Raw genomic sequence first — 13,115 nt, 5'->3', positions numbered from 1 at the left:
ATTCTACAAATCCGCCGCCTGCGGATGCCGCGCAGCCCGCCGCCAGCCGCAGTGGCCGGCGTCTCCCTCCCGCCGACCCGTGACGTCTCCTGCCCATGTCTGAACCGAATCGCCTCCGCGCCCGCAGGTCGCCGAATCGTCCGCCGCTGCCCCTGGCCCTGCTGTCGCTGGCGCTGCTGCATGCGCAGGGAGCCGGCGCGCAGCAACAGCCGCAGGCCGCTTCCTGGGCCGATGCACCGCTCGTGCTGAAGCGCTCGGCCCAGCTGCTGGAGGTGATTCCGCAGTCCGAGCGTTCGCAGCGGCCCAACTTCGTCGCCGGCGACAGCATCACCGGACGTCCCGACCTGGAGACCGTGATCGTCGGCAATGCCTCGGTGCGCCGCGGCGACACCGTCATCAATGCCGATCGGCTGGAGTACTACCAGCCCGACGACCTGACCACGGCGACGGGCAACGTGCGCGTGAACCAGGCCGGCAATGTCTACGAGGGCCCGGAACTCCAGCTCAAGCTGGAGACCTTCGAGGGCTTCTTCCGCAACGTGCGCTACCGCTTCCTCGTCAACGGCGGCCATGGCGAGGCCGAACGCATCGACTTCGTCGATGCCAACGTCTCGGTGGCCCGCAGCGTCACCTACACCACCTGCCGCATCGAGGACTACCCCGGCTGGATGCCGGCCTGGCTGTTGAGCGCGGCCACGCTGGCCACCGACACCGAGGAAGGCGTGGGCATCGCGACGAACGCGCGCATGACCTTCATGGGCGTGAGCACGCCGGCCTTCCCGTCGTTCAGCTTTCCGCTCGACGAGAAGCGCAAGAGCGGTCTGCTGTCGCCCTTCTTCGGCGTCGACAGCGTCAACGGCATCGAGCTCACCCAGCCCTACTACTGGAACATCGCCCCCAACCGGGATGCCACCCTCTATCCGACGCTCATGAGCAAGCGCGGCATCAACGTGGGCAGCGAGTTCCGCTATCTCGAGAGCACCTACAACGGCATGGTGCGCGCCGACCTCATGCCCTCCGACCAGTTGCGCAACCGCGATCGCTGGGGTGTCTGGACGACGCATCGCCAGGTCTTCGACGCCCCCTCCTTCGGCCTGAACTCGCTGTCCGGCCTGCTCAACATCAACCGCGTGAGCGACAACAACTACTGGCGCGACTTCTCGCGCACACCCACGCTCTCCACGCGCCTGCTGGAGAGCCAGGCGGCCCTCTACTGGGGCAAGAGCGACTGGAGCGGCCAGGTGCGCCTGCTGTCCTACCAGACGCTGCAGTACGACCTGTCGCCGATCACGCCGCCCTACGACCGCCTGCCGCAACTCACGGCCAACAACACCAAGTACGACGTCGGCGGCTTCGACATCTCGACCTCGCTCGACTACACGCGATTCCGGGCCGAGCGGCAGTACGCGCCGAACCTCAACGGCATCGTCCAGCCCAACGGCGAGCGCGCCTTCGGCATCCTGCAGGTCAGCCGGCCGTGGCTCACGCCCGGCACCTTCGTGATCCCCAAGCTGATGCTCAACGCCACGTCCTACCAGTTCGACTCGCCGCTGGCCGGTGGCCAGACCTCGGCCAGCCGCACGGTGCCGACGTTCAGCCTCGACAGCGGGATGGTCTTCGAGCGCGATGCCAACTTCTTCGGCCGCGCCTTCCTCCAGACCCTGGAGCCGCGCGCCTTCTACGTGCGCACGCCCTATCGCGACCAGAGCCAGCTGCCGGTCTACGACAGCGCCGCGAACGACTTCAACTTCGCCACCGTCTACACGGAGAACGCGTTCTCGGGCAACGACCGGATCTCCGACAGCAACCTGCTCACCCTGGGCGTCAGCACGCGCCTGATCGATCCCAACACCGGTGTCGAGGCCGCGCGCTTCGGCGTCGCCCAGCGCCTGCGTTTCGCCGACCAGAACGTCACGCTGCCCGGCGTCCTGCCATCGACCGACCGCCTGAGCGACGTGCTGCTGGGCGCGCAGGTCAACTGGACGCCGCGTCTGAGCGTGGACACCACGGTGCAGTACAACCCCGACACGCAGCGCTCCGAACGCGTGGCCCTGAGCACCCGCTACCACCCGGCGCCCTATCACACGCTCAATGCGGCATTCCGCTACCAGGCCGACACCCCCACCTCCACCACGACGGGCAACAAGTCGCTCGACGTCGGTTTCCAGTGGCCGCTCAACGATCTGTGGGGCGACAAGGGCCGCGACCTGGGCCCCGGCCGCGGCCAGGGCGGCGGCCGCTGGTATGCCGTCGGTCGCATGAACTACAGCCTGAAGGACAGCAAGCTCACCGACGGCGTGATCGGCTTCGAATACGACGGCTGCTGCTACATCGGCCGCGTGGTGCTGGAACGTCTGACGACCGGACGGGTCACAGCCAACACCCGCATCATGTTCCAGCTCGAGTTCGTCGGCTTCGCCAGCGTCGGTTCGAGCCCGATCCGGACCCTGACACAGAACATCCAGCGCTACCAGCCCCTGCGTCAGCCGGGTCTGATGGAACCACCGAGTCGCTACACGCAATACGATTGAACCCGGGTCCCCGGCCCCACGGCCGCCCCGCCCCCATCGACATGAAGACACCTACCCCCTCCGCCCTCACTCTGGCCTGCCTGGTCGCGTTCGGGGGTGCCGTCTGCGGCGCCCAGGCGCAAGGACTGGGCCTGCGACCCGGCAACGCGCGCAGCGGCATCACGGACATCATGAACAACCCGCAGCGCGGCATCGCGCCTGCGGAGCCCGCTGCCGCCGCGCCGGTCCAGGGCCAGCGTGCGGCCGAGTTCATCGTCGCCCTGGTCAATTCCGAGCCCATCACCAACACCGAGGTGCAGACGCGCGTCAATCGCATCCTGGCCGAGAACGCCGAAGCCCGGCGTGCCCCGATCGGCGAACTCGCGCGCCTGGTGCTCGAGCGCATCATCCTGGAGCGTGCGCAGCTGCAGCTGGCCAAGGAGAACGGCATCCGGGTCGACGACCTGACGGTCGATCAGGCCGAGGAGACGGTGGCACGGCAGAACCAGGTCAGCCGCGAGGAACTGCGTCGCCGGGTCGCCGCCGAGGGCATGTCGTGGAACGAATTCCGCAACGACCTGCGCAATCAGCTCCTGCTCACCCGGTTGCGCGAACGCGAGGTCAATGCGCGGGTGAGGATCAGCGATGTCGAGATCGAGCAATACCTGCGCGACCAGCAGGGCGGCAATGCCGCGGTGCCGACCCAGATCAACCTGGCCCAGGTGCTGGTGGCCGTGCCGGAGAACGCGAACGACGCGCAGGTCGCCGCGCTGGAGCAGAAGGCCCAGGCGATCGCCCGGCGCGCGCGCGCCGGCGAGGATTTCGCCGCGCTCGCGCGCGACGGCTCCGACGCGGCGGACCGTGCCGGCGGCGGTGCGATGGGCCTGCGCAGCGTGCAGCGCTATCCCACGCTCTTCGTCGAGGCCACGCAGGCGACGCCGGTCGACGGCATCGCCGGGCCGGTGCGTTCGAGCGCGGGCTTCCACGTGCTCAAGGTGCTGGCCAAGACCCAGCCCGGCGCGGCCGACGCGGCCACCACGCAGACCCAGGTCCGTCACATCCTGCTGCGCACAGACGCCCAGCGCAGCACCGCCCAGGCGGTCGCGCAACTGGCCGAATTCAAGCGCCGCCTGCAGGCCGGCACCGCCGACTTCGCCGGCCTCGCGCGCGACAACTCCCAGGATGGCAGCGCCAAGGATGGCGGCGACCTGGGCTGGACCCGGCCCGGCCAGTTCGTGCCGGAATTCGAGGAGGTGATCACGCGGCTGCAGCCCGGCCAGATCAGCGATCCGGTGGTCTCGCGCTTCGGCGTCCACCTGATCCAGGTCATGGGCCGGCGCGAAGCCCCGCTGACGCCCGCCGAACAGCGGGAAGCCGCGCGTGCCACCCTGCGCGAGAAGCGCATGGACGAGGCCTACGAAACCTGGGCACAGGAAGTGCGCGCCCGGGCGTATGTGGAGTTCCGTCAGCCGCCGGTCTGATGGCCACGCCACACCATGTCGCGCGCAAGCGCTTCGGCCAGCACTTCCTCTGCGACGGCGGGATCATCGACGCGATCGTGCGCGCCATCGCGCCGCAGCCGGGTGATGCCATGGTCGAGATCGGGCCCGGACTCGCCGCGCTGACGCAGCCCCTGGTCGAGCGGCTGGGGCATCTCACCGTCATCGAACTCGACCGCGATCTGGCGCAACGCCTGCGTGGCCATGGCCAGCTCGATGTCGTCGAGTCGGATGTGCTGAAAGTGGACTTTGCCGCCCTGGCGCGACGCCTGGGTGGGCCCGTGACCGATGCCGGCTCCGGCAGCGATGGTCCGGTCGAGGTCGCCGCCGAAGAAGGCCGGATCCGGCGGCTGCGCGTCGTCGGCAACCTGCCCTACAACATCTCGACGCCGATCCTCTTCCACCTGCTCGGCTCCGCGCATCTGGTGATCGATCAGCACTTCATGCTGCAGAAGGAGGTCATCGATCGCATGGTCGCGACACCGTCCACCTCCGACTACAGCCGGTTGAGCGTGATGCTGCAATGGCGCTACGACATGGAGAACATCCTGTTCGTGCCGCCGGAGAGCTTCGCGCCACCGCCCCGCGTGGACAGCGCGGTCGTGCGCATGGTGCCATTGGCCGAACCACCACGGGTCGATGCGGCCCTGCTGGGCGAGCTCGTGCAGGTGGCGTTCAGCCAGCGGCGCAAGATCCTTCGCCATACCCTGGGTCGATGGCTCGAGACGCATGGTTTCGATGGCGCGTTCGACATCCAGCGCCGGGCCGAGGAAGTGCCGGTGGCGGAGTACGTGGCACTGGCCCAGGCCGTCGGGCCGGCCGGAGCCGATCCACAACGGACCCCCTCCCCCTGAAAGCAAAAAAGCCTGTCCGGGGAAGGACAGGCTTCAGGCGTGGGGCCGTCGGACCGCGACGCGGTCCGGCATCAGGCGGTGGCGAGCCAATATTCCGCGTTGAACGGACTGCTCATGCGCAACGCCAGTGGCGAGACGTCCAGGAGCTTGTCCGTCGGCATCTTCTCGGCGGTCGGATCGCCCGGGGCGATCTCGATGCCTGCCGGAGTCGCGGTGCTGAGCACTGCGGGGCCGGTTCCCTGTTGAGCCTCTACAGCCCGTTCTGCTTGGCTGGTGGTTGCAGAACGGGCTACAGAAAAGAATAGAAGCATCTGAACGGTATCTTCCGATCGCCCCAGTAGTCGGAGGCGTCACGGAAGATGTCGAGCAACTGCTCGCGCGCTTCCTTGTCGAACTTGCCGTTGGCCGGGATCTGCTCGAGCACGACGATGAAGCCCGGCTGCGGCCCGGACTTGTGCAGCGGGTCCGTCATGCAGTCGTAGAGCGCATCGAAGTTCTTGCCGAAGTGCGCGGGAAAGGTGAATTGCTGCGCGATCAGGTCCAGCACATCCTGCTTGCTCTGAGCCTGGGCCAGGTTCGCATAGAGGAAGTGCTGTCCTGCCTCTTGCGCCGCTTCCTGCAGATCGTTCACGCGGAAAGCGCGGATCGACTGCACGATATTGGGGCGCACGGCACGAAGGGATAAGGTCATCTCCGCTGGTCTTTCCATGGTTGTTTTCGTCGTTGTCTTCGTCGTCATTGGACCGGGGCACAAGAGCGTGCTTTCTCGATCCGGGGGGTGTGGTCGCGGTCACCGTTCACGGCACGATCCGCCTGAAACTCGCATAGTGATCCGCCGTGTACCAACACAGAAGCGGCGCTGTCTTGCGCTCGCCGCCGCAGACGATGCGACGCGCGCCCCGGTTGGATGCGCCCGGCGTGTCGACCGTGTATTCACGGTAGTGACCCCGTCTCTGGGATGGCAATAAGCGCTCGCGGTTCCCAAAGACCGTGCCATCTTTGTCATGTTCGAAAGGACCGCCCTGGAAGATGGCCCGGTAGGTCCGCTGGCCTTGCGGCGGCAATTCCGACAAGGGAATCGACGATGTCGTTGCATCGGCGCTCTGCGTCGGACGGTCCACATCGCGGAACTGCGCCATGCTCGGGCCTGTCGTTCCCATCCCGCAGCCTGCCAGCACCAGACCGGCCATGACGAATCGGGATGAAAAAGACGTGATAAAGGCGTAAGCCGCCATGAGGCACCAGAAGGAAGGACGCGGGGGCTCGAATCGACTGTGTTGAAGGGTTAACCCTTGAATTCGAGCCGGGCAGTGTGCATCAGAGGCGCACAAATAGCAAGCGCCTGCCCAAATTTTGGGCAGGCGCAAAGGGGCTTCGAATGCCCCGGAGATGGCACTGGAAAGGGGTCGAACCACCCTTTCCGTTCGCGTCGCGACCTCAGCGGTCGGCGTTGGCGTCGGCGACGGTCAGCGCCGTCATGTTGACGATGCGCCGCACCGTGGCGCTGGCGGTCAGGATGTGGACCGGCTTGGCCGCGCCCAGCAGCACCGGGCCGATCGCGATGTTGCCGCCCGCCGCGGTCTTGAGGAGGTTGTAGGAGATGTTGGCCGAATCCAGGTCCGGGAATACCAGCAGATTGGCATCGCCGGTCAACGCGCTGTGCGGCATGACCGCGGCGCGCTGCTTGCCATCGAGGGCCACGTCGCCATGCATCTCGCCATCGACCTCGAGCCAGGGAGCGTGCACGCGCAGCAGTTCGAGCGTGCGGCGCATCTTGAGCGCGCTGGCCTCGTTGCTGCTGCCGAAATTCGAATGCGACAGCAGCGCCACCTTCGGCTTCAGCCCGAAGCGGACCATCTCCTCGGCCGCCAGCGTGGTGATCTCGGTGAGCTCTTCCGGCGTCGGGTCGTAGTTGACGTGGGTGTCGACCAGGAACACCTGACGCCCGGGCAACAGGAGACCGTTCATGCAGGCATAGATCGGGAGGTCCTGCTGCGTGCTGGCGCAACCGCCCGGGCGCTTGCCGATCACCTGATCGATGTGGTGCAGGTGGATGGCGGTGGTGCCCCAGGTGCCGCAGATCAGGCCATCGACCTCGCCCTTGTGCAGCAGCATCGAGCCGATGAGCGTGAGCCGGCGGCGCATCTCGATCTTGGCCGTCTGCACCGTCGTGCCCTTGCGCTCGGTCATGCGGTGGTAGGTCTGCCAGAAGTCGCGATAGCGGTGGTCCTGCTCGACATTGACGATGTCGTAGTCGAGCTCCTCCTTCAGGCGCAGGCCGAACTTCTCGATGCGCTGGGCGATGATGGCCGGACGGCCGATCAGCGTCGGGCGCGCCAGGCCCTCGTCGACCACGATCTGCGCGGCGCGCAGCACGCGCTCCTCCTCGCCCTCGGCATAGGCGACGCGCTTCTTGGCGGCGCGCTTGGCGGCATCGAAGATCGGCTTCATGATCGTGCCGGACGCGTAGACGAAGCTCTGGAGCCGGTCGCGATAGGCATCGAGGTCGGCGATCGGGCGCAGCGCGACACCGCTCTCGACGGCCGCCTTGGCGACGGCCGGCGCGATCTTCATCATCAGGCGCGGGTCGAAGGGCTTGGGAATGAGGTATTCCGGACCGAAGCTGAGCTTCTCGCCCACATAGGCGGCCGCCACGCGCTCGCTCTGCTCGGCCTGCGCGAGTTCGGCGATGGCATGCACCGCGGCGACTTCCATCTCGTCGGTGATGGTGGTGGCGCCGCAGTCGAGCGCACCCCGGAAGATGTAGGGGAAGCACAGGACGTTGTTGACCTGGTTCGGATAGTCGGTGCGCCCGGTGGCCATGATGACGTCGCCGCGCACCGCGTGGGCGTCCTCGGGGGCGATCTCGGGATTGGGGTTGGCCAGGGCGAAGATCACCGGGCGCGCGGCCATCCGGGCGACCATCGCGGGCTTGAGCACGCCGCCGGCCGACAGGCCGAGGAACACGTCCGCGCCTTCGATGACGTCGGTGAGCGTGCGGGCCTCGGTGTTCTGCATGTACTGGCGCTTGTCGTCGTCCATGAGCTCGGTGCGGCCCTCGTAGACCACGCCGGCCAGGTCGGTGACGAACACGTTCTCGCGCTGCAGGCCGACCTTGAGCAGCAGGTTCAGGCAGGCCAGCGCCGCGGCGCCGGCGCCGGAGGTCACGAGCTTGACCTTCGCGATGTCCTTGCCCGCGACCTTCAGGCCGTTGAGCAGCGCCGCCGCGACCGTGATCGCCGTGCCGTGCTGGTCGTCGTGGAAGACCGGGATCTTCATGCGCTTGCGCAGCTCGCGCTCGACGTAGAAGCAGTCCGGTGCCTTGATGTCCTCGAGGTTGATGGCGCCGAAGGTGGGCTCCAGCGCGGCGATGACCTCGACGAGCTTGACCGGGTCCTTCTCGTCGATCTCGATGTCGAACACGTCGACGCCGGCGAACTTCTTGAACAGCACGCCCTTGCCCTCCATCACCGGCTTGGAGGCCAGCGGACCGATGTCGCCCAGGCCCAGCACGGCGGTGCCGTTGGAGATGACGCCCACCAGATTGCCGCGCGCGGTGTACTTGAACGCGTTGACCGGATCCTTGACGATCTCCTCGCACGGCGCGGCGACGCCGGGCGAGTACGCCAGCGCCAGGTCGCGCTGGTTGATCATCTGCTTGGTCGCCGCGATGGCGATCTTGCCGGGGGTCGGGAGCTCGTGGTATTCGAGCGCGGCGCGGCGCATCTCGGCGCGTTTGTCTTCGGCGCTCGGCGCGGCCAGCGTGGAGGTGCTCAGGGAGGCGGAATCGGACATGGGCGGCGGGCTCCTGCCGTCGCTGGCGCACTCGGAGCGGCGCCTGTGCGACAAGTGTTGTAGGGGGCGCGATTGTAGACCTCGCCCCGTGTCGCGGGACGGCGCGCTAGCCGCCGCCGTAGGCCAGGACCGGCGGGTCGGCCGGCGCGGACGGCATCGCGTCGCGGTCATCCGGCGGCGGGTCGCGACGCGGCGTGATCACGTAGAGGTTCTGATCGGCGCACAGCGCATCGAACGCCTGGACGGTCTCGACATACAGGCTCAGGTGACCGAACGCGATCAGGCGCGGGAACGACTGGTCGCGATGCTGCGCATGCAGCGCGGTCCCGGCTCCCAGCAGGTGGATGCGGTGATCGAGCACCCGGTAGCCCGTCTGGTGGAACATCGCGCGCGCATCGAAGTCGGTGAAGAAACGCAGGTGCGTGAAGTCCAGCAGTCCCCAGCTGCGATAGCGCCAATGCCCCTTGAGCGCGTCGTGAAGCAGGGCGATGTTGCCCACGTTGGGCAGGCTCACCAGCACATGCGCATCCGGGGCCGCGATGCGATGGAGGCCCTGCAGCAGCTTCCAGGGATTGGTCAGGTGCTCGAGCACGTCGAACAGACAGATCAGATCGAACGGCCGGACCAGGCCCAGGCTCGAGAAGTCGAACGCCTGCGCGTCCTGCTCGATCACGTGGTCGAAATGCCGCCTCGCCTGGGCCGCCGCCGAGGCGTCGAGTTCGCAGCCCCAGAGCTGGCACGCCGGATAGCGCTGATGCAACGCGTAGCCGACGCCGCCGGAGCCGCAGCCGATGTCGAGGGCGACCTCGGGCGGCCGCTGGATGAGCGCCATGCATTCGGGCCGGGTGCTGAAGGGATAGACGTAGTCGGCCTCCCGGTCCTGCCAGAGGAAGCGGGTCACGACAGGCCCCGCGCGCCCGGCATCCCGCCGGGCCACTGGATGCGCCAGCCATGGCTGCGGAACATGCGCTGGATGGCGTGCTCGCCGAAGATCGAATCGCTGGCGGCGCGCGGGATCGTGTAGCGCAGGGTCGGCATCTCGCCGCCGATGCTCACGATCTTGCGGAACTTGCTGTGGTGGCCGACGATGGTCTGCAGGGGGTAGCCATCGTGCAGCAACGGACTCGCATGCTCGATGGCGAAGCCGCGCGCGGTCTCCAGGGTCGCGAATCTCACGCCGTGCGCCTCCAGTGCCGCGCGCGCGCCGATGCACAGCCACACGTCCTCCAGCACCACGTCGTTCTCCCACTGCAGCTGCATCGCGGGATCCGAGACATCGCATGCCAGCGGTGGCGGTATCTCCAGGGACAGGCCCAGCGCCCGGGGAGCACGCATCAGTCGCTGGCTGCGCAGCGAGAAGCCACCGTTGAAGACCGGCTCGATCAGCACGTCGGGCTTCAGCGCCTCGGCGCACCATCCGAAACCACCGACGAACCGCGCCGCGCCCGACTTCTGCCGCACGCGGGCCAGGTGGACCGGCGCACCGATGTAGTCGCAGTCGAAATAGGCCTGCCGCCAGTGCCGGCCCGAGACCACCCAGCCATCGTCCTGCACCACCAATGCGTAGTCGGTGTCGATGAACTGGTGCAGCGCATACAGCATGAAGACGCTGTATTCCATGTAGCCGAAGGGCCGCACCGGCACGTGCCGCACCCAGGGTGGCAGCAGGGCCGGCCGCTCCGGGCTGATCAGCAGCGCACGGCTGCCGGGGAGTTCGTGGGCGCTGAGCTGCACCGAGAGCGCCGCGCCGGCCGCCGCGGGCTGCCATCCCGTGACGCTGACGACCGTGATGTCGGAGAACCCGGACATGGCGGATTCAGGCCGCCACGGCGGTCGGCCGGCCGGTGGCGAAGGCCTTCGGCGACGCGACCTCGGCAAGCGGATGCGCATCGCGCGGACGGCGCCAGTCGCGATCGCGCAGCTTCTCCTCGAAGAAATGCTCGTAGGCACGGACCACGTCCATGTTCTCGAACAGCACGTCGCAACATTCGGCGATCCTGCGACGCATCGCCCGGTTGAACCCGGCATCCTCGCTCAAGCGCCGCACCAGCCGCACGTAGTCGGCGGCATCCGTGGCAATCAGGTCCTCCATGCCCATGAAGCGGTACATGCCCGCAGTGTGCATGCCGCGCTGGAAGCGGCCGGCCATCGTCACCACCGGCGCGCCCGCGGCCCAGGCCTCCAGCGTCGTGTTGTAGCCATTGAAGTGGATGGTGTCGAGCACGCCGTCGCAGACGCGTTCGAGGTTCATGAGGTCGGGCATCGCCAGTCCCGGCAGGCAGGTGATGCGCTCGACCAGCCGGCCCATGCGCCGCTCCAGCCGGCGCAATATCACCTCGCTCCAGTGCCCGACGGGCGAGCGCGTAAAGAGGATGCGCGCCTTCGGATCCTCGCGCAGGATGCGCTCCAGGATCGGATCGAAGTCCGGATGCACCTTGAACAGGTATTGCGGGCAGATGTGGAGATGGTCGTCGTCGTCGAAGCCATAGTCCGAGCGCGTCTTCAGCACGGTGGGCAGTTGCGGCCGGTGGTAGTAGCTGAACTGCGGCACGTCGCGCAGCAGATGCAGGTGCTCGCTGTAATGGTCGGCGGCATCCGGCGGTTCCAGCGCGTCGACGGAGATCCACCAGTCGATCGTCGGGATGCCATTGGTCTCGGGGTGGCCGAAATGCGTGCACTGCAGCGGCGCCAGCCGCGCGTGCGCCAGCATGGTCTGATAGGGATTCATGCCGATGTCCGGATAGAAGATGGCGTCGAAGCGTTGCGTCGCCAGCGTCTCGCGGTCCGGCGCGAGATCGCCGGAGAGATCGATCACCCGGTCGGCGCTGGCGCGCATGGCCTGCGCCATGGCGTCCCCGTGGCGCGGCGGCAGGCACACCAGCGCGACCTCGAAGCGCGCCCGATCGAGCTTCTCGACGATGCCCCGCGTGGTACGCCCGATGCTGTGGTTGTGGAACAGCGACGATGCGATGCCGATCCTGATCTTCTCGCCCGGCCCCGCGTAGTCCGCCACCCAGGGCGCCTCGTGGATCAGCTGCGGCATTGACTTGCGCGCCAGCAGCGCGCCCTTGCGCTGCAGGTCGCGGTCGTTGCGACCGTGGTAGGCCAGATAGAAGAAGCCGGGCGAGAGGATCGGCGGCACCGCCCCCTGGCGGGCGAGGTAGGCGTCGAGCGCCGCTTCCAGGCGACGGCGCGAGAGGTCGATCTGCGCGAGGGAGTCGGGGATGCAGGGAAAGGCGAAATCGATGCGGGCCTGCAGCTCGGGCGATGGATGCTCCTGGTGCAGGGCCGTCAGGATCGCCATCCCCTGGTCGAATTCGCCCATCTCGCACAGGCAATCGGCCAGCCGTTCGCGTGCCGGCGCATGCCCGGGCTCGAGCTCGATCACGCGCCGATAGGCCACCGCCGCTTCCTCGAGCAGCTTGTGGTTCTGGTGGAGCGCGCCCAGGTGCAGCCATGGCGCCACGTCGCCCGGCATCGACGCCACCGCCCTGGCGAAGGCCCGCGCCGCTTCCTCGTGCCGCCGATGCTTCTCGAAGACGCGCCCGAGATCGATCCACTTCACCCCTGCCGCATGCCCCTCCTCCAGGAAGCGACCGATCTCGCCGGCCATGGGATGGAGCGTGTCCGACGCCAGCAGCACCCGCATGATGTTGTCCAGGGCTTCCGGATGGGCGGGTTGCAGTTCGAGTGCTCGTCCATAGGCATTCACCGCCTCGTCCCATTGTTCCCGCCCCTGCCCTTCGAGCGCCAGGCCGAAATGGTTGTGGTGGTTGGGCAGGCGCGGATTCAGCGCGACCGCCATGGCGGCCTGCCTGGCACCCTCGACCGAGTGCCCGAGCTGGTGCAGCGCATAGCCCAGCAGGCTGTAGACGTCCGCTGGCGGCGAGGGCCCCTTGAGGAGGTGCCGGTAGATGCGCTCGGCCGTCCTGACCTGGCCGCGACCGTGCAGCAGCGAGCCGGCCAGCAGCAGCTCGTGCGGATCCCCGTCGTCCGTCGGCGCGGCATCGCCGAAGCAGGCGATCCCGTAGAGCGTCGAGGCCAGATCGGGTTCGCCGTGGCGATCGAAATGGGCGGCGACACGCATGACCAGATCTCGCTGAGGGGCGGAAAGAGTGTCCAAGGCGATGTCGATGGATGGAGGGTGAGTCGCGTCGAATCCGGAATGCAATGCTTCCATCAATCGGGTCGACGACTCGCATCACTTCGCGCCATGAACGGCTTTTAGGAACAGTCGAATCAGGGTCGGACGCGTTGTCTCGTCGTTCCTAACGACCAGTCCTAATTGGAAATGACTTGCGCAGCAAATCTAAATAACCTGGGCTTCTGAATCGCCGGCATCCGGCACTCCCTCAATCATTTATCTCCTGTGCCGCCATGGCATGGCATGACATGCGCGTGCAGGGCGTCGTGCTCGGCGTCCGCAGAGACAGGAGCGGCAGCCGCCGAGCGGGCGC

The 13,115-nt window shown here is 67.5% G+C and carries 10 protein-coding genes; 3 read left to right on the top strand and 7 right to left on the bottom strand.

Annotation, left to right across the window (positions count from 1 at the left end):
* Positions 1-95 precede the first annotated feature (95 nt).
* The 3 genes from AC1MLT_RS12380 to rsmA are packed head-to-tail and all read left to right on the top strand — an operon-like array spanning position 96 to position 4,863.
* Positions 96-2,531, top strand: a complete 2,436-nt coding sequence (locus AC1MLT_RS12380) for an LPS-assembly protein LptD (RefSeq protein WP_481032510.1) — start codon at positions 96-98, stop codon at positions 2,529-2,531.
* A gap of 41 nt (positions 2,532-2,572) precedes the next feature.
* Positions 2,573-3,991: a peptidylprolyl isomerase gene (locus tag AC1MLT_RS12375; RefSeq protein WP_481032509.1), complete on the top strand. Its 1,419-nt coding sequence runs from the start codon at positions 2,573-2,575 to the stop codon at positions 3,989-3,991.
* Complete coding sequence (gene rsmA / locus AC1MLT_RS12370) at positions 3,991-4,863, top strand: 16S rRNA (adenine(1518)-N(6)/adenine(1519)-N(6))-dimethyltransferase RsmA (protein ID WP_481032508.1); 873 nt, start codon at positions 3,991-3,993, stop codon at positions 4,861-4,863. Before AC1MLT_RS12375 ends, rsmA begins: the two co-directional genes overlap by 1 nt.
* 71 nt (positions 4,864-4,934) lie before the next feature.
* Here the strand turns inward: rsmA and AC1MLT_RS12365 are convergent, their stop codons facing one another.
* The 7 genes from AC1MLT_RS12365 to AC1MLT_RS12335 form a co-directional block, all read right to left on the bottom strand.
* Positions 4,935-5,087 carry a hypothetical protein gene (locus tag AC1MLT_RS12365; protein ID WP_481032507.1) on the bottom strand — a complete coding sequence of 51 codons (153 nt, stop codon included), beginning with the start codon at positions 5,085-5,087 and terminating at the stop codon, positions 4,935-4,937.
* A 65-nt stretch (positions 5,088-5,152) separates the two neighbouring features.
* Entirely contained in the window at positions 5,153-5,554 is a 402-nt protein-coding gene (locus AC1MLT_RS12360) for a barstar family protein (RefSeq protein WP_429596469.1), read from the bottom strand.
* A gap of 106 nt (positions 5,555-5,660) precedes the next feature.
* A complete protein-coding gene (locus tag AC1MLT_RS12355) occupies positions 5,661-6,002 on the bottom strand; it encodes a guanyl-specific ribonuclease (protein ID WP_481035002.1) in 342 nt (113 codons plus the stop codon).
* A gap of 298 nt (positions 6,003-6,300) precedes the next feature.
* Positions 6,301-8,658 (bottom strand): NADP-dependent malic enzyme, encoded by a 2,358-nt coding sequence (locus tag AC1MLT_RS12350; protein WP_481032506.1) that lies wholly within the window; start codon positions 8,656-8,658, stop codon positions 6,301-6,303.
* Between the two features lie 106 nt (positions 8,659-8,764).
* Complete coding sequence (locus AC1MLT_RS12345) at positions 8,765-9,559, bottom strand: class I SAM-dependent methyltransferase (protein WP_481032505.1); 795 nt, start codon at positions 9,557-9,559, stop codon at positions 8,765-8,767.
* Positions 9,556-10,467: a DUF5672 family protein gene (locus AC1MLT_RS12340; protein ID WP_481032504.1), complete on the bottom strand. Its 912-nt coding sequence runs from the start codon at positions 10,465-10,467 to the stop codon at positions 9,556-9,558. Before AC1MLT_RS12340 ends, AC1MLT_RS12345 begins: the two co-directional genes overlap by 4 nt.
* A 7-nt stretch (positions 10,468-10,474) precedes the next feature.
* A complete protein-coding gene (locus tag AC1MLT_RS12335; protein WP_481032503.1) occupies positions 10,475-12,745 on the bottom strand; it encodes an O-linked N-acetylglucosamine transferase family protein in 2,271 nt (756 codons plus the stop codon).
* Positions 12,746-13,115: the final 370 nt, after the last annotated feature.

It is taken from the genome of Variovorax sp. PEI5 (genome assembly GCF_056679935.1).
Note: the sequence above shows the minus strand (reverse complement) of the source record. Positions and strands in the feature narration are given on the sequence as shown.